This window comes from Acinetobacter sp. CAU_H_56 (assembly GCF_058599425.1).
In genome coordinates this window covers 2,675,778-2,693,357 of record NZ_CM178654.1, presented here as the reverse complement: position 1 = coordinate 2,693,357, position 17,580 = coordinate 2,675,778, and the positions used below count along the sequence as shown (strand labels likewise).

Genomic DNA, 17,580 nt, shown 5'->3' with positions numbered 1-17,580 from the left:
CCATCAGTATTGTTGATTATGGATTTGAGCGAGAAGTTAGTTCAATTCTTTCTGATTAAAATTTAATTGAGTCTTTTATGAATTCAAATTCATCTCCCATGCTGGTGACGGCAAGTATTTATGCCTTGCTGGTGCTGATCTGGGCAGCGACGCCACTGGCGATTGTCTGGAGCGTTGCAGAAGTTCATCCGATGTGGGTGCTGATCATTCGTTATTTCGGTGCTTCTGTGCTGGCTTTGGTGATCTTGGCTGCCATGCGTAATCCATTGCCATTTGATCGAACCTCCATGATGAGCTATGTGGCAGGTAGTCTGAACCTCATTGGTGCGCAGTTATTTATCTATCTGGCTGCGAACTATTTAACTTCAGGTTTAATGGCTTTAATTTTTGGTTTCTCACCACTAGTTGCAGGTCTGATCGGGCATGTCATCCTGAAAACCAATCGTCTGATTTGGCTGCAATGGGCTGGTATGGCTGTGGCAGTCGGTGGTTTAAGTTTTGTCTTTGCGGAGTCAGCAGATAGTAAGGTGAATCCGTGGGGTGTAGTACTGATGCTGATTAGCATGGTGTCTTATATTAGCTCGATTTTCTGGGTGAAGCAGATCAATGCTCCTTTAAAACCGATGTCCCAAGCCACCGGTTCTTTGATTGTTTCCTCATTGGGATCATTACTAATCATTCCTTTTATCTGGCAATCTTTCCCAACACAAATGCCAAGTATGCAGGCACTGTTCGGCTTTGGTTTTACCATGATCCTGTCTTCGATTGTGGCGATGCTGTGCTATTTCTGGCTGATTCGCCGTCTGGCCGCATCCACCGTATCCCTCAGCAATGTGATGACGCCAATCATTGCCCTGATTCTCGGTGCAACCCTGAATAACGAAGTGATCAGCAGTCATGCCTTTGCCGGAATTGCCGTGGTGATGTTCGGGATCGTGATGTACTTCTGGAAAGAATGGCGCGAGCAGTATTTTTCTAAATCTTAAAATAGATTGTTCGAGTTAAATTTAGACCTAAAAGGAAGCTTTGGCTTCCTTTCTAGTTTTTCAATTGTAGATGCAGAATCGGGTAGGGATTACCTTCGCTATCGGTTTCTGAGCGTCTGATGATCTCAAAACCATGTTTTAAATAGAAAGCAGTCGCATCAGGGTTCTGCTCATTCACATCAACTTCAGTCACATCCAGAGTAAGCGCATGTTGCAATAACTGACTGCCAATGCCTTGCCGGAAAGCAGCAGAGGAGATAAACAGCATTTCCAGTTTATGGCCGGCAATGCCCATAAAGCCCAGAACCTGCTGCTGATGTTCCACATGAAACAATTGTACCTGATCAAAATAGCCAAACTCCATGATCTGCTGGCGAATCTGCAGGATCTGTGCTTCCGTTAGGAAATGATGAGTCGCACGGACGGACTGTTCCCACAGTTCGAGCAGGGCAGCGTGCTGGTCAGCAGAAGTGGAGACAATTTCAGGCATGAAGATTCCGATTAAAAATGAGAACAACAAAACAATAAACAATTTATCGCAGCAGTTTATTAAGATGCAAAGAGATAAAATGAAAAATCAAATAGATCCATCTGTTTGAGGAAAAACTAGGACAACTTTGAATGTCATCTGAATCTAATAAAATTGTGGTCTATGCAGCGTTATTTGGTAACTTGGCTATTGCGCTGGTTAAATTCGTCGCAGCCTATATTACCAATAGTTCTGCGATGCTGAGTGAAGCGATTCACTCGGTGGTCGATACCCTGAATGAAATTCTGTTGCTGTACGGCATGAAAAAGGCAGAGCAGCGTCCAGATGCCCACCATCCTTTTGGCTATGGCCGTGAACTGTATTTCTGGGCCTTTATTGTGGCCTTGATGGTCTTTGCACTGGGTGCGATTGTATCCATCTATCAAGGCATCCTGCACATCATTCATCCTGAAGAAATGCAGGATCCGATGATCAACTATATTGTGCTGGGCATTGCGATTCTGTGCGAAGGATTCTCCTGGACAGTGGCTTTAAGAACCTTCCGTAAAATGAAAGGGAAGATGGGCTATTTTGAAGCTTTTAGGCGCAGTAAAGATCCGACCACCTTTACCGTATTATTTGAAGATACTGCTGCGCTAGTAGGTCTTTTTATTGCCCTGATCGGGATTTTCCTGGCTCATCAACTGAATATCCCTGAGCTGGATGGTGCTGCCTCTATTTTGATTGGTGTCGTGTTGGCGGTATCGGCCTGGTTACTGGCACGTGAAACCAAAGGTCTATTGCTGGGTGAAACAGCAGATCCTAGACTGCGTGAAAATGTACTTAACATTGCCCAGCAGGATGCTGCGGTCTATAGCGCCAATGGTGTATTAACCGAGCAAATGGGCGCGCATCAGGTGATTGCCTCCTTAAGTCTGGAATTCAAAGATGACCTGACTTCCGATGAAATCGAAGCGTGCGTTAACCGGATTGAAGCACAGATCAAACAGCTACACCCGGAAATTATTACCCTGTTTGTGAAACCTCAAACCAAAGCGGTATGGCTGGAACGGACTCAAGGTCGTATTTAAGGAAGTGAAGATTTCAGTAGATAACTTTCGTCGGATAGTCAGAAGGGCATCAAGCGTGATTACATGAATACGGGATAAAAATTTAGGTCATGAAGTCATGTACAGTCAGGTATGGAGTGGGAATTATCGGATGAATATCGATCATTCTCCAGTCTTTTTAGAAAGCAGAATGGGCACAAACTTGATCTCGAGTATTCATTTTTTTAGAAGCTTTTCATCGGTTTTAGTCTTTCCATGGGCTCGATGTTTTGCTAAAAATAACAAAAACATAAATGAATCTTAGGCACGTATTTCATACTATGCTGGAATACCGAAGTATATAAGTTTGTATGCGATTTAAAGAGATGCTCCGTTTGAAAATTCCAGGTGGATGCTGTCTTGCATATAACAAATAATAAATAGTGGATATTTATGCAAGATCTTTTCAAGACTAAAAAATTTCAGCTTGAGACTGAGTCCAGTTGGAAACATCTCTGGTCCAAGCCGGTATTTGATTATCTACATTCCGATCATTTTGATGGTGAGCGGTTTAAGAATCTGGAGCATCATTCGCTCGAGCAGAGTCGCTTTGACTTGTATAAATGGTTATTCACCAGAAAATCCAGCACCTGGGAAGTGAATCTGGAACAGGAACGTGCCGAGTTTTTTTCACGTCCGCGTGCCTTGCCACAAAATCGGCCGGAAGCCACTTTAGATGACTGGCAAATCTGGTTTATTGGGCATGCCACCGCCCTGATCCAGATCGGGCCGTATAATTTTCTGACTGATCCGGTCTGGTGTGAATATGCCAGTCCTTCTGCATCCCGAGGGCCACAGCGCGTTATTCCTGCTGGCATTGCCCTGGATGAGCTGCCGCATATTGATGCCGTATTGCTCAGCCATAACCATTATGATCATATGGATCTGGCGACCTTGGCCTGGTTGCATCAGACCTATCAAATGCCGATCTATACCGGTCTGGGCAATGGCTGGTACCTGCCTAAAGACTATAATGTCATTGAAATGGACTGGTGGGAAAACGCATTTTTTGAAGATATTCAGATTGTCTATTCGCCAGCACAGCACGCTTCAGGGCGCGGAATGCGTGATCAGAACTGTGCATTATGGGGTGGTTTTTCTTTATTGAATGGCAAGGATCATTGCTATTTTGCCGGGGATAGCGGCTATGCGCCGCATTTCAAGGAAATTCGAAAACGCTTGGGGCCACCACGAATTGCGCTGTTACCGATCGGTGCCTATGAACCACGTGAATTGATGCGCAATATTCATATGAATCCGGAAGATGCTTTCCATGCCCATCAGGACTTAATGGCACGGTGTTCAATGGCAATTCATTATCGAACGTTCCAGCTCACCGATGAAGCACGTGACCAGCCTGAAAATGAATTGCAGCATATTATCCAGCATTCCTCCAAGCTGATTAACCCGTTTTACTGTATTCGTGAAGGCAAGCGGATTATTGTCTAAGGGCTTCATGTCATTCCTGTATAACGATTGAGTCGTTAGCTAGCATAGAGAGGAACTCTCATTTCTATGGGATTAAATCCTATGCTGAAGGGTACAGGTGCCAATCATGGTGGAAGCAAGCATGGCGTACTGACTGATCGGGTCGGTGTATTGAGCAATGATTTCTTTGTGAACCTGATGGATATGAATAATGTCTGGGTGCCGGTAGAAGAAAACCTTTATGAAATCCGTGACCGTCAAACACATGACCTGAAATGGACTGCAACCCGTGTCGATCTGGTCTTTGGTTCCAACTCAATTTTACGTGCCTATTCTGAAGTTTATGCTCAGGATGACAATAAGGAAAAATTTGTACGTGACTTTATCAAAGCCTGGACCAAAGTCATGAACGCTGACCGTTATGATGTTAAACATCAACGTGAAGCCGCTTAAATTGAAATGCCATTCATATTCCTGATGCTTTAATTTAATATCCATAAAAAACCACCCTCGGGTGGTTTTTTTATTTGCTCAAATCAAGCCGAAAAACTTAGAGAAAGCTTGGTAAGCCTTTGGCTGGATCAGTTGCGCGAGCCATCTGGGCATCAGCTACGCTCATCCCAAGAGCTTGGGCAACACCTTCACCATAGGCTGGATCACAGGCATAACAGTTACGGATATGACGGTACTTAATGAAATCAAGCGCATCACCCATTGCGGCTGCGGTATTATTAAATAGAGCCTGTTTCTGCTCATCATTCATCAGGTTGAACAGGGCACGTGGCTGACTGAAGTAGTCATTATCATCTTTGCGATAATCCCAGAAATCTGCATCACCCGTGATTTTGAGTGGTGGCTCTCTGAATTCTGGCTGTTCCTGCCACTGGCTGAAACTGTTCGGTTCATAATGCGGCAATGAACCATAGTTACCATCCATACGCCCTAAACCATCACGGTGATTTGAATGTACTGGGCAACGTGCGGCATTGACCGGAATCTGGGCATGATTCACGCCCACGCGATAACGAGCAGCATCAGCATAGTTGACTAAGCGTGCCTGTAGCATACGATCCGGTGAGTAACTAATACCTGGCACCAGATTACTTGGAGCAAAAGCAGCCTGTTCTACGTCCTGGAAATAGTTTTCCGGATTACGGTTCAGCTCAAATTCACCTACTTCAATCAGTGGATAATCACCTTTCGGCCAGACTTTGGTCAGGTCAAACGGGTGATAAGGCACTTTCTCGGCATCGGTTTCAGGCATGATCTGAACGTACATTTTCCATTTTGGATAGTCGCCACGTTCGATTGCATCAAATAGGTCAGTCTGGCTGCTTTCACGGTCTTTAGCGATTAGCTCTGCTGCCTCAGCATCAGTCAGATTCTTGATACCTTGCTGGGTACGCATGTGGAATTTTACCCAGAAGCGTTCATTTTGGGCATTGATAAAACTGTAGGTATGACTGCCGAAACCGTGCATATGACGATAGCCGGCTGGAATCCCACGATCCGACATTACGATGGTAACTTGATGTAGTGCTTCCGGCAATAAAGTCCAGAAATCCCAGTTATTGGTGGCGCTACGTTTATTGGTTTTCGGATCACGTTTTACTGCTTTGTTTAAGTCAGGAAATTTACGTGGATCACGCAGGAAGAATACCGGTGTATTGTTACCGACTAGGTCCCAGTTACCTTCTTCAGTATAGAACTTCAGGGCAAAACCACGAATATCACGTTCTGCATCAGCTGCACCGCGTTCACCAGCGACGGTTGAGAAACGGGCAAAGAGTTCAGTTTTTTTACCGACTTCCGAGAAAATTTTTGCACGGGTATATTCGGTAATGTCATTGGTTACGGTAAAGGTACCAAATGCACCTGAACCTTTTGCGTGCATACGGCGCTCAGGAATCACTTCACGAACAAAGTTAGCCAGTTTTTCATTCAGCCATAAATCTTGGGCCAGCAATGGGCCACGGCTACCTGCCGTCATACTGTTCTGGTTGTCGACTACAGGTGCGCCAGCTTCAGTAGTCAGATGGGTGACAGGGCACTTTTTCATATCTTGGCTCATTTTTCTCTCCAAGCGTTGAGGATTTTATTGTTTATTCCGGCAGTTAAAAATCATTTATAAGTGCAGGAATAACATTGGGGGTTTTATTTCCAACAAATTTTTAATTAAGTGAGTCGTTGAATCGGGTGTTTTGGCAATAAGTTTGGTTTTTCTGTAACTTCAGAAAATACTGCCTAAATAAATAAAAAATTAAGTCATTGAAAATAAATAATCTAATTTTAACATAAGATATTTCTAGAAATGTGACAATGTTAAAATATGCAAATTTTTCACTCAGTTTAAAATGATTAAATAATAAAATCAAAGCTTAAGATGTTTTCTTTAAATCAGAAAAATGCTTCAATATTTCTTTTGTTTTTTATAAATTATTGAGTAAGTTGTTAATTATATAAATATTTTTAAAATAGCTAGATTTAAAATTAAAATATAAAGATTAAACAGGTAGTTAAATCAGCATTCTCTTGCTCACAATTTTCTGATTTTTACAGCAAGAATATCTACCAAATTATCTATTTTCTGGAAAATATTTAAGTGCTGATCTGCTTGAAAATTGGCCAGTCGCCCTTATAATCATTTCACATCCCGAGCGGATCATTTCCTTAGCCCAAATTAAACAGAGAGCAAGATGGCAAAGAAAAAAGCTGTAGAGGCAGTCATGCCAAACTTCGTGGCCAAACATATGCATGAAGTCAATAAAAGCCAGGTTTTTGTAGATCGGAAGAAAAATGCAAAACGTGGTTATACCAAGCACAAACAAGGGCGATATCAACAAGATGATCGCCCTTTTTTATGGGCAGCTTAGGGCGGCCAGGAAGAAGTGGATCTGTTCTGGACGGGAGCTGATTTTAAGGGATTCTGGAGGGTATAGTTAAAAGATGAATTTCTTTTCGAAGAATGCGGTGAGTTTTGTCGGGTAGTTGAAGAAGCTTCTTCGGGAAACATATTTTGAAAAAAACGGGGCAGGGTCGCAGAACTCGAAGATCTATTTGGATCAGCATCAGCCATAGGCCGAGTCTGCTGAAAACTGGCAAATTTTCCTAGCTGTTGCCGATACAGTTTCGCCGCAATGACCGATGGATCATTCTTGCCTAAACGCCGTTGCTGGGTACGAGAAATTTCAATTCCCCATAAGGGACAGGCTTTAGGACGTTCAGTTTCACGGATATACTGGTGACTCGAGCTGACATTATTACGATCACGAGAAGATGTATATCTGGATTTTTGTGAACGTAAGGCTGGTGCAACAATAATAAAATAAAACGCTGCAGCTAGCATAAGCAGGATAAGCACAAATTCCATAAGTACCTCGACTGATGCAGAGGAACCTGGAAAAGTTCCTCCTTAAGCGCTGACCATACGGGTGGTGGATTTCACCATATCTCCTAAACCATGTGTTCTAAAATAATGCTCCATCCAGCTTTTTACCATGAGTGGATTGTCCAGTTTTAGTACATGTTTGAGTAATTCCTGTGCATCAGGCATCGGTACATGACAGATCGTTTTTCGGACTCTCAATATATTACTGGAACTCATGGACAGGGTATTGAATCCCATGGCCATTAATAGTACGGCCGATAGAGGATCACCAGCCATTTCACCACAGATACTGATCGGTTTGTTATTACGGTGACAGTCTTCTACCAAGCGGGTCAGGGCGCGCAGAATGGCTGGGTGCAAATGTGAATAAACGTTGGCCACACGCGGATTATTCCGGTCTACGGCAAGTAAATATTGAGTCAAATCGTTAGAACCGACCGAAAAGAAATCGACCAGTTCAGAAAACTCATCAATCTGATGCAGTACGCTTGGTACTTCCACCATAATCCCGATTTGCGGCTTGGTAATTTTGACCTGTTCTTCTTCCTGAACGGCATGATGATCACGTTCTAACAGGTATAGTGCTTCTTCAACTTCACTGACGCTGGTGACCATTGGCAACAGGATATGCAGATTGTTCAGACCAATACTGGCTTTCAGCATGGCGCGAATCTGGGAAGAGAAAATTTCAGGATGATCCAGCGTGAAACGAATTCCGCGCCAGCCCAATGCTGAATTCTCTTCTTCAATCGAGAAATACGGCAGATCTTTGTCTGCACCAATATCCAGTGTTCGCATCACCACCGGTTTATTGGCAAAGTGACTCAGTTGCTGCCGGTAAATGGCACGTTGTTCCTCTTCTCCCGGGAAGCGGTCACGTAGCATGAACGGGATTTCAGAACGGTACAGGCCGACACCTTTGGCACCGCGTTGTACACCACGAACCACGTCAATCATCAAGCCGGTATTTACGAACAGACGTACAGCGGTACCATCTGGCGTAATTGCATCTTTGGTCTCGTATTGACGTAGATCTTTGGCAATCTGTTCTTCTTCTTTCTGAATCTCTTTATAACGGGTACGCAAACGGCGTGGTGGATTAATAAAGATGCGGCCCTGATGTGCATCGACAATCATCTCGACGTCATCCAAGGTGTTGATTGGCAGTTCGGTCACACCCACGACAGTCGGAATACCCAGCGCGCGTGCCACAATCACCATGTGTGAATTCATGGCACCTTCAGTGGTGACAATTGCTGCAATCTTATCGACAGGTAATTCCACCAGCGCAGCTGTTGAAATTTCTTCACCAATCAGGATGCTTTCATCCGTCAGTTCGCGATGGCTTTCATCAGCTTCCTGTAATTTGGCCAGAATACGGCGCCCTAGATCTTTCAGATCAGAGACACGTTCACGCAGGTAATCATCTTCCATCTGCGCAAACTGCGCGACATGGTTATCAATCACGATGCGAACTGCACCTTGCGCCCAGTGACCATCACGAATCAAGGCTTTAATTTCCGATGGCAAGGCATTTTCATCCAGCATACGCAGGAACACACTGAACAAGGCGCGTTCTTCGGCCATCAGCGCATCCTGCATTTTGTCATCCAGGAACTGAATTTCTTCACGTACCGAATTTAAGGCATTATCCAGTAAAGCCAGTTCTTCGCTAATATCATCTGCTTCACGATCCGGAACGGCACCCAGATCTGCAGGTGGATAAAGCACAATGGCGCGGCCGAGTGCGATACCGCCAGAACCGGATACACCCTGGAAGGTTTTATATGCCGGTAAATTATTTGGCTTGCGGAATACATCAATATTGCCGACTGCATGGGCGTGAGCGATTACGCCCGAAAGCTGGGCACATAGCGTAACCAGGAACGATTCAGCCGCTTCACTAAAATCTTGGGATTCTTTATTTTGGACAACCAGTACGCCCATGACCTTACGGCGATACATGACCGGAACGCCCAGAAAGGAATTATAAATTTCTTCGCCCGTTTCCGGTAAATACAGAAAACGATCATGCTTAGGGGCATTGTCGAGGTTAACGATTTCCTCTCGTTGACCCACCAGACCAACCAGGCCTTCACCGGTATGTAGAGAAACATGACCGACAGCTTCAGGCTTCAGGCCTTTAGATGCCATTAACAGATAACGCTGGTTGCGTTCATCGAGCAGATAAATGGAGCAAACATCCACATGCATGGCCTCAGCGACCTGATTGACCATAATATCGAGTGATTCATGCAAACTGGTAGACGCATTAATCTCTTGGACAATGCGTCTCAGGGTATCCAGTTGCATATTCGACATGGGAGCTGCTCCGTATTTTTTTTAGAAGTCCGGTAATTTAGTTTATTTATAACAATAGCCGAGCAAAAAATCTGCACATGCACGCGATTTTTTTAAGGTTTTTGTTGTGGTAATTGCTGACAGAGTTCAATCATGGCCTTGCGATAAACATCGCGTTTAAAATTCACCACTTGGCCTAATGGATACCAGTAACTGACCCATTGCCATTGATCAAATTCGGGCGGATCGGACAGATCAAGTTGAATGTTCTGTACGGGCGCCGTCAGTTTGAGTAAAAACCACTTCTGTTTTTGACCGATACATACCGGATCTGAATCCGTGCGAATGTATCGATACGGCAAACGATAACGCAACCATCCTTTGGTCTGCGCGATAATCTGGACGTGTTCAGGCAGTAAGCCAACTTCTTCTCTCAGCTCACGATAAAGTGCCTGCTCAGGGGTTTCTCCATATTGGATACCTCCTTGTGGAAATTGCCATGCATTATGACCAATGCGTTTTGCCCATAAAACCTGTCCAGCATCGTTTGCCAAAATGATCCCGACATTCGGTCGGAAACCTTCTGAGTCGATCATTTGGCTACCTAAAATTGTTTAATTTATGCCTTTGCTTTCGGGGAATATTATTTCTTTATCCAACTCGAAAAAAAGCAAAGTTTAAAAATGTTAAAATTGCTATGATCTTAACGAATTTCTATCGACTAGCGGAGATAGATTTACAATTTTTTTCTTAAATTTCAGTTTTTACGAGTATTTTCATGAAATTGGCGCTATTTGATCTCGATCACACCCTGTTAAACACCGATTCGGATCATTCCTGGGGGGAATTCCTGGTCAATGAAGGTCTGGTGGATCCCGTTCATCACCGCGCCATGAATGACAAGTTCTATGAGGACTATAAAAAGGGTCAACTGGATCCCTATGCCTATAATGAATTTGTGTTCCAGTTTTTGACCCAACATGACCATGATTATCTGACCGAATTACATCAACTGTTCATGCAAAAAGTCATTCGCCCACAGATGCGTCCGGAAGGTTTTAAAGCGATTCAGCGCCATAAAGATGCGGGACATGACATTGTCGGCATTACTGCAACCTCGGACTTTATTACCGCACCGATTTTCCGTGAGTTTGGCATTACTGAAATTATTGCCACCAATGCTGAAGTCATTGACGGTAAATATACCGGTAAGGTGACCAATATTGCCTGCTATCAGCAAGGTAAACTGACCCGTCTGGAACAATGGCTGGCAGGTCGTGACGTGACCGAGTCTTGGGCATATTCAGATTCAATCAATGACCGTTTTCTGCTGGAACATGCAGATCATGCCATTGCTGTGAATCCGGATGATCGTCTGGAAGCACTGGCCAAAGAACAGGGCTGGGAAATTCAGGACTGGTCGATTTAAGCAGTTCTTTCGATTTAATCAGGCACAACTTCGGTTGTGCTTTTTTATAAGCAGAAGAGGGTACTTTTTGACATGCCCGTTGCTGAATAAACATGCTATGCTTAGAACAAATAAAGCAAGTCGACAATAACGATAGCAAGCGCTGAGGTAATGAAAATGACCCAAGTTAGACCGCGTATGACTCATTTATTTGCACAGTTAGGTCTGGATTCAAGTGCAGAAGGGATTGCCCAATTTATTCATGAGCATCAATTACCCAAAGATGTGAACCTGATGGAGGCGCCGTACTGGTCAGATGCGCAGCGCCAGTTCTTGGCTGAAAAAATTGCTTCAGATGGAGAATGGGCCATTGTGGTGGATCAGCTCAATGAATCTCTGCATGAGGATGCCACTAGCGGAATTGAGTAGTGAACAAAAAGCCAATCAACTGATTGGCTTTTTTCATTTGGGGCATTACTGTATCCGTTTCCATAAAGTTACTTGGGACAGGGTATGTTGATATTTACGCGCTGTTTCCCGGATCACAAAAGGCATATCCACAGGTTCGTCCAGCATTTCAAAATGTGGGCTGAGTAAAGCTTTGATGCCCTCTAAGGTACTCAGGTTTTCTCCCGCCTGCTTAAATCCGCCGATCCATTCACTGCGTGCTGTATGTTCTTCCAGCCAGGTATAAGGCGAGGCCAGCATCAAAATGCCGCCTATATTCAGGCGATTATGAATCTCACTCAGAAAAGCTTTAGGATGATGCAGACGATCAATCAGGTTAGCTGCCAGAATAAAATCATAATCTTTAAGCTGCGGTTTCAGGTTGCAGGCATCGCCCTGATAAAACTCGACCTTATTGGCAACCTGTTCAAGTCCAAGTTCTGCCAGTGAGCAGGATTTATATTCCACCAGTTCACCTTCAACAGGAATGCTATAGCGCAGGGTCTCTCCTTGCGCCAGCACCACACCTTGCTGAATAAAACGGGCTGAAAAATCTAGACCGGTGACCTGATCAAAATCTTGGGCCAGTTCAAAGCTGGCGCGTCCGGTTGCACACCCGATATCCAGCGCTTTATGACACGGAATGTTTTGAAAATAAGAACGAGCTAATTGAATCAGGCTTTGGGCAAAGTTTGGAACAGCAAAATATTCTGCTCCATACTGGAATTCCAGATATTGGGAAATCAGCTGATCACTTTCATATTGCGAGTGAAACTGCGGTGATGTCTCTTCCGCGGCAACATAGCGAAAACCGGCATGCTGGAAAAAATGTCGCCGGAATGCATAGCGTGAACTGTGCAGGGCTTCATTACCGGCTGAAATCCAGGAACCGCCTTTAATTAGATGATGTTGGCCATCAAAAGTAGGGGTACTAAAATCATCGTAGAAGGGATGGACCTGAAAGCCTTCGAAAGGATAAATCGGGGTCTCGGTCCATTGCCAGACATTGCCCTGAACATCATAAAAATCGCCATGCTGAAAATGATCCACCGGACAAGAGCTAGGGCCATATTTTAATTCAATATTGGCTTGCTCAGGACTTGGCAATTTGGGATCCAGTCCTGAAACTGCATATAGTCGATACCATTCATCTTCAGTTGGCAGACGAATGGATTCTCCGGTCTGTGCTGATTTCCAGTTACAGAAAGCCTTGGCTTCATGATAATTCACTTCGACTGGCCAGTCCCAAGGCATCGGAACTTCTTCCAGCATCAATCTTAATGACCAACCCAGTTCCGTTTTGACCCAGAAGGTAGGATGTGTGGCTTGAGAAAATGCCAACCATTGCTGGCCTTCTTCAGTCCAGTAGTCAGCTGTCTGATAACCTTCTGCTTCTACAAAGGCTAAAAACTCCTTATTGGATACCAGATATTTGGAGGCTTCGAATTCTGCAATTTCGGCATGATGGTGGCCGTATTCATTGTCCCAGCCATAAAAAGCATGTTCGAAATTTTTATGTAAATTGACCTGACCTGCCGGTACCTTTACCAGACTATTTTCAGGTGCAATACTGGTAATGACATTGGCACGCCACTGCGGATGATTCTGTACATAACGTAACTGATGCTGGCGGATTAAAACCGAAGACGTTTCCAGATGAATTCGTTCATGCTCAATGCCCATGATGATGGTCCACCACGGATTGTGCCAGTTCAGTGGAAGTTGTAGCGGCGCATGTTCAATCACTTTCAAGACCAGGGCACGTACCTGATGCCGGTAATCACGTACCGCCTGAATGCTAGGCCAGTGATAATTCTGTTCATCCAGATCATCCCAGCTCATTTCATCTACACCAATCGCGAAGATACTTTCCAGATGCGGATTCAAACGTTCCGGGATCAGTTGAGCCAGCAACAGCTTATTGATAAAAAAAGTGGCAGTATGACCAAAATAAAAGATCAGCGGATGACGTAAGGCAATCGGTTTGACATAAAAGGCTTCTTCATTTTTCAGGCAGTCAAACAGTTGCTCATAGGTGTCAAAGGTATTTAGGAAATAATCACGTAATACGGCACGCGCTGTCGGTTCATCTTCAAAATCAAGATTGGGAGTCGGGTGTAGCGTTGGTTTAAGCGGTTTCCATAAACCCATTTCTTCGAGCAGTTTATGAGAAGAAGATAATAAAGTTTTGGAGTCAGAAGATTTGATCTGCATTCTTTGCTTCCTTGAATACGTTTTAATTTTTCATCTTCAGGAAAATGAATTTGATACTTTTAAAAGTACTTGAAAGGAAGCAACTGATGCGATGTTTTTAGGTAACAAAATGCTGCATCCATATGGCTGCAGCAGAGAAATGTGAAAATTAATTTTAAATTGACGGGCCTTGCATCAGTTGAACCAATGCTTCAGCCGCCTTCGATTGAGTACGACCCGGATGCCAGACCATCCCGAGCTGACGGTTCATTTCCAGATTCAGATCCAGTTCTTGCAGGTCATGATTGACCAGGGTTTTGGGCAAGACTGACCAGCCTAAACCAATCGAAACCAGCATCCGGATCGATTCAAGCGGATTATTACTCATGGTCGTTTTCGGCTTGATACCCTGTTTTTCAAACTCAGCCATCGTAATCTGCGTGGTATAGGTCTGCGCAGAAGGCAGCAGGCTTGGGTAATTCACCAGATCTTCAAGAGACAGGTTTTTTTGCTGAGCCAACGGATGGAACGGTGCTACCACAAAAACCAGAGGATCATTCCAGATAGTGACATATTTCAGGCGCTCATCCCCATGCGGCGGTAGCGTCAGAAAAGCCAGTTCCAGATCACCGGCAATGACCTGTTCATGTGCCTGTTCAGAATCTACAAAATGTACATCCAGGGTCACATTCGGATATTGCTGTACATATTCACGCAGATGGCTCGGTAAATGATGCAGACCAATATGATGGCTGGTGCCAATTTTCAGTTTGCCTTGTACCTGACCTTGTTCATGACTCAGGGTATAGTGAATATCACCCAGCTCGTTCAGCCAGTTTTTTACTTTAGGCAGCAGGGAATGTGCTGCATGAGTGGCCTGTACACCACGGCCCGCAGATTCAAATAATTTCACCCCGAAATATTCTTCCAGACTGTGAATACGTTTGGTCACAGCTGGTTGGGTAATAAAAAGCTGATCTGCAGCCAAAGAAATCGAACCTGTTTCCATGACTTTTACAAAGGCTTCAAAAGCTGCGAGATTCATCTTGATCACCTATAAAGTTTTTTTATGCTTAAGTTTATTATTGTAATAATTTAAGAATAAATCAAAGTAAAAATATAGAACTATTGGTTTAATGTTGAATTAATACACATTTTTAAATGTTTTATTTTATGTCATAAAAAAAGCCACCGAGGGTAGGTGGCTAAAAGAGGAAGATCGACAAAAATTTATGCGGTGATTTCCTCATCCTGTTGCTGGCTTTTTGCTTCCCAGATTTTCTCGTGGAAGAAGAAAGCAACCGCCTGTACAGTCGGTTCTAATAAACTCAAGGCAATCGCCATGGTTAAACTGCCTGTGACAAAATAGCCCACTAACATCGCGACAGTGATGTGCATGATGTAATAGCTAAATGTCTTTTTGAACATGCGCTGATTGTTGTCTACGAAACGTTGAATATGTGCCATGTTGATCTTCCTCAAAACAAATGATCTGTGCCGATGAGGAAATAATAATAACTCTCATTTAATTTGTAAAAACGAATATTCTTGATAAATTAATCGGAAAATTAGATTTTTGAAAAGAGAGCTAAACCATGATTTAATTTAAGTTTTAAAAGATTCCAAAAAGTTTTTTAACTAATAAAAATGATAAATTAGATTTATGTGAATGCAGCGATATAATCAAAATTAGCGAAAGAATTTACCCAGTCCAGTGGAGCACATCGACATGGCAGGCGAGACCCAAACAGCAAAAACATTATACGATAAGTTATGGGATGACCATTTAGTAAAACAACGAGATGATGGTTCAGCTCTACTTTATATCGACCGTCATTTATTGCATGAAGTGACTTCACCACAAGCCTTTGAAGGCTTGCAACTTGCTGGCCGTAAGCCATGGCGTTTAAGTGCCAACATCGCAACACCTGACCATAACGTACCGACCTCTAAAAAAGAGCGTGAGCAGGGTGTGGCTGGGATTGAAGATGATACTTCACGTATCCAGGTACAAACCCTGGATGACAACTGTAAGACGTTCAATATTGTTGAATTTGATATTAACGATATTCGTCAAGGGATCGCGCACGTGGTAGGTCCTGAGCAGGGCCTAACCTTACCAGGTATGACCGTTGTATGTGGTGACTCACATACTGCAACACATGGTGCATTTGGCTGCTTGGCACACGGGATTGGAACATCAGAAGTTGAACATGTATTGGCGACCCAATGTCTTGTTCAAAAGAAAATGAAAAATATGTTGGTGCGCGTTGACGGTAAATTAGGTCAGGGCGTAACACCGAAAGACGTTGTTTTAGCCATTATCGGTAAAATTGGAACTGCTGGCGGTACAGGTCACGCGATTGAATTTGGTGGTCAGGTGTTCCGTGACATGTCGATCGAAGGCCGTATGACCGTGTGTAACATGGCAATCGAAGCGGGCGCACGTGTCGGTATGGTTGCAGTCGACGAAAAAACCATTGAGTATGTCAAAGACCGTCCATATGCACCGAAAGGCGAGCAATGGGATCAGGCGGTTGCGTACTGGAATACCTTGCATTCTGATGAAGGCGCGCACTTCGATACAGTCGTGGTGTTGCAAGGTGAAGAGATTGAACCACAAGTCTCTTGGGGGACTTCTCCTGAGATGGTGATTCCGGTGTCTCAAGCGGTTCCAACTTTGGAACAGGCCAAAGATGATGTACAGCGCAATGACTGGAACCGTGCTTATCAATATATGGGCTTAACCGCAGGTCAGGCTTTAGCAGATATTCAGTTAGATCGTGTATTCATCGGTTCTTGCACCAACTCACGTATCGAAGATATTCGTGCTGCGGCTGAAGTGATCAAAGGCCGTAAAGTGGCTTCTAGCATTAAACAGGCAATGGTGGTTCCGGGTTCTGGTTTGGTGAAACAGCAGGCAGAATCTGAAGGTCTGGATAAAGTCTTTATCGAAGCTGGTTTTGAATGGCGTGAACCAGGCTGTTCTATGTGTTTGGCAATGAATGCTGACAAATTGCAGCCAGGCGAACATTGCGCCTCAACTTCAAACCGTAACTTTGAAGGTCGTCAGGGTAATGGCGGTCGTACCCACTTGGTGAGTCCAGCCATGGCGGCGGCGGCAGCGATTGCCGGTCACTTTGTTGATGTCCGTTCATTTTAATTGGTACGCAGGAGCAGAAATATGAAAGCTTATACCGTTGAACAAGGTATTGTTGCACCTTTAGACCGTGCCAATGTCGATACAGATTTAATTATTCCAAAACAGTTTTTGAAATCGATCAAACGTACCGGTTTCGGTGAAAACCTGTTTGATGAGTTGCGTTATTTGGATGAAGGTTATCCGGGTCAGGATAACTCGGTTCGTCCGATTAACCCGGACTTCGTGTTAAACCAGCCACGTTATCAAGGTGCATCGATTTTAATTTCACGTGCTAACTTCGGTTGCGGTTCAAGTCGTGAGCATGCGCCGTGGGCATTGAATGAATACGGTTTCCGTACTGTGATTGCGCCAAGCTTTGCTGATATTTTCTTTAATAACTGTTTTAAAAATGGCATGTTGCCGGTGATCTTGCCGGAAGAAACGGTTGATCAGTTATTCAAGGAATGTGCAGCAGCTGAAGGCTATCAGTTAACGATTGATCTGGAAGCGCAGGAAGTTCGTACACCAAATGGCGAAAGCTTCAAGTTTGAAGTGGACCCATTCCGTAAGCATTGTTTGTTAAATGGTTTGGATGATATTGGCTTAACTTTGCAGGCAGCAGATGATATTCGTGCCTACGAAGAAAAAACCAAACAATCACGCCCATGGGTATTTGCTGAAATTCATTCATAAAACAGCAAAAATTGTC

Annotated in this window: 16 protein-coding genes and 1 pseudogene; 9 read left to right on the top strand and 8 right to left on the bottom strand. The window is 44.0% G+C overall.

The window, feature by feature from the left end; all coding sequences use genetic code 11:
- The first annotated feature begins 77 nt into the window (after positions 1-77).
- Positions 78-986, top strand: coding sequence for a DMT family transporter (locus AC4MCC_RS12725; RefSeq protein WP_419363746.1), 909 nt, complete (start codon positions 78-80; stop codon positions 984-986).
- 52 nt (positions 987-1,038) lie between these two features.
- Here the strand turns inward: AC4MCC_RS12725 and AC4MCC_RS12720 are convergent, their stop codons facing one another.
- On the bottom strand, positions 1,039-1,476 hold the full coding sequence (locus AC4MCC_RS12720) for a GNAT family N-acetyltransferase (protein ID WP_491885397.1): 438 nt from the start codon (positions 1,474-1,476) through the stop codon (positions 1,039-1,041).
- Between the two features lie 131 nt (positions 1,477-1,607).
- On the opposite strand from AC4MCC_RS12720, the gene AC4MCC_RS12715 reads away from it, so the two are divergent.
- The 3 genes and pseudogenes from AC4MCC_RS12715 to AC4MCC_RS12705 all read left to right on the top strand — a co-directional run.
- Positions 1,608-2,546, top strand: a complete 939-nt coding sequence (locus tag AC4MCC_RS12715) for a cation diffusion facilitator family transporter (protein WP_034169853.1) — start codon at positions 1,608-1,610, stop codon at positions 2,544-2,546.
- A gap of 411 nt (positions 2,547-2,957) precedes the next feature.
- Positions 2,958-4,013, top strand: a complete 1,056-nt coding sequence (locus AC4MCC_RS12710; RefSeq protein WP_159123646.1) for an MBL fold metallo-hydrolase — start codon at positions 2,958-2,960, stop codon at positions 4,011-4,013.
- 96 nt (positions 4,014-4,109) lie between these two features.
- A pseudogene (locus AC4MCC_RS12705) lies at positions 4,110-4,445 on the top strand (catalase-peroxidase 2); the annotation flags it as partial.
- A 97-nt stretch (positions 4,446-4,542) separates the two neighbouring features.
- On the opposite strand, the gene AC4MCC_RS12700 reads toward AC4MCC_RS12705, so the two are convergent.
- Positions 4,543-6,063, bottom strand: a complete 1,521-nt coding sequence (locus AC4MCC_RS12700) for a catalase (protein WP_312209195.1) — start codon at positions 6,061-6,063, stop codon at positions 4,543-4,545.
- A 625-nt stretch (positions 6,064-6,688) separates the two neighbouring features.
- Here AC4MCC_RS12700 and AC4MCC_RS12695 point away from each other — a divergent pair.
- Positions 6,689-6,865, top strand: coding sequence for a DUF7230 family protein (locus AC4MCC_RS12695; RefSeq protein WP_004781833.1), 177 nt, complete (start codon positions 6,689-6,691; stop codon positions 6,863-6,865).
- Here the strand turns inward: AC4MCC_RS12695 and AC4MCC_RS12690 are convergent.
- The 3 genes from AC4MCC_RS12690 to AC4MCC_RS12680 form a co-directional block, all read right to left on the bottom strand.
- Positions 6,862-7,362, bottom strand: a complete 501-nt coding sequence (locus AC4MCC_RS12690; protein ID WP_491885396.1) for a hypothetical protein — start codon at positions 7,360-7,362, stop codon at positions 6,862-6,864. The genes AC4MCC_RS12695 and AC4MCC_RS12690 overlap by 4 nt on opposite strands.
- A 42-nt stretch (positions 7,363-7,404) precedes the next feature.
- On the bottom strand, positions 7,405-9,702 hold the full coding sequence (gene ptsP, locus AC4MCC_RS12685; protein ID WP_491885395.1) for a phosphoenolpyruvate--protein phosphotransferase: 2,298 nt from the start codon (positions 9,700-9,702) through the stop codon (positions 7,405-7,407).
- Positions 9,703-9,794: 92 nt separating this feature from the next.
- Positions 9,795-10,277, bottom strand: coding sequence for an RNA pyrophosphohydrolase (locus AC4MCC_RS12680; protein ID WP_004781838.1), 483 nt, complete (start codon positions 10,275-10,277; stop codon positions 9,795-9,797).
- A 182-nt stretch (positions 10,278-10,459) separates the two neighbouring features.
- On the opposite strand from AC4MCC_RS12680, the gene AC4MCC_RS12675 reads away from it, so the two are divergent.
- Positions 10,460-11,110, top strand: coding sequence for an HAD family hydrolase (locus tag AC4MCC_RS12675; RefSeq protein ID WP_419375024.1), 651 nt, complete (start codon positions 10,460-10,462; stop codon positions 11,108-11,110).
- A 156-nt stretch (positions 11,111-11,266) separates the two neighbouring features.
- Complete coding sequence (locus AC4MCC_RS12670; RefSeq protein ID WP_005232362.1) at positions 11,267-11,518, top strand: DUF2789 domain-containing protein; 252 nt, start codon at positions 11,267-11,269, stop codon at positions 11,516-11,518.
- Between the two features lie 45 nt (positions 11,519-11,563).
- On the opposite strand, the gene ovoA is transcribed toward AC4MCC_RS12670, so the two are convergent.
- From ovoA to AC4MCC_RS12655, 3 genes are all read right to left on the bottom strand, one after another.
- Complete coding sequence (ovoA, locus tag AC4MCC_RS12665; protein WP_491885394.1) at positions 11,564-13,750, bottom strand: 5-histidylcysteine sulfoxide synthase; 2,187 nt, start codon at positions 13,748-13,750, stop codon at positions 11,564-11,566.
- A 154-nt stretch (positions 13,751-13,904) separates the two neighbouring features.
- On the bottom strand, positions 13,905-14,774 hold the full coding sequence (locus tag AC4MCC_RS12660) for a LysR family transcriptional regulator (protein WP_004781845.1): 870 nt from the start codon (positions 14,772-14,774) through the stop codon (positions 13,905-13,907).
- A 185-nt stretch (positions 14,775-14,959) separates the two neighbouring features.
- A complete protein-coding gene (locus AC4MCC_RS12655) occupies positions 14,960-15,196 on the bottom strand; it encodes a DUF2061 domain-containing protein (protein ID WP_159123642.1) in 237 nt (78 codons plus the stop codon).
- 262 nt (positions 15,197-15,458) lie between these two features.
- On the opposite strand from AC4MCC_RS12655, the gene leuC reads away from it, so the two are divergent.
- Together leuC and leuD are read left to right on the top strand one after the other, a co-directional pair.
- Complete coding sequence (gene leuC, locus AC4MCC_RS12650) at positions 15,459-16,892, top strand: 3-isopropylmalate dehydratase large subunit (RefSeq protein ID WP_419375021.1); 1,434 nt, start codon at positions 15,459-15,461, stop codon at positions 16,890-16,892.
- A gap of 21 nt (positions 16,893-16,913) precedes the next feature.
- Positions 16,914-17,564 carry a 3-isopropylmalate dehydratase small subunit gene (leuD, locus tag AC4MCC_RS12645; protein WP_005232352.1) on the top strand — a complete coding sequence of 217 codons (651 nt, stop codon included), beginning with the start codon at positions 16,914-16,916 and terminating at the stop codon, positions 17,562-17,564.
- Positions 17,565-17,580 lie beyond the last annotated feature (16 nt).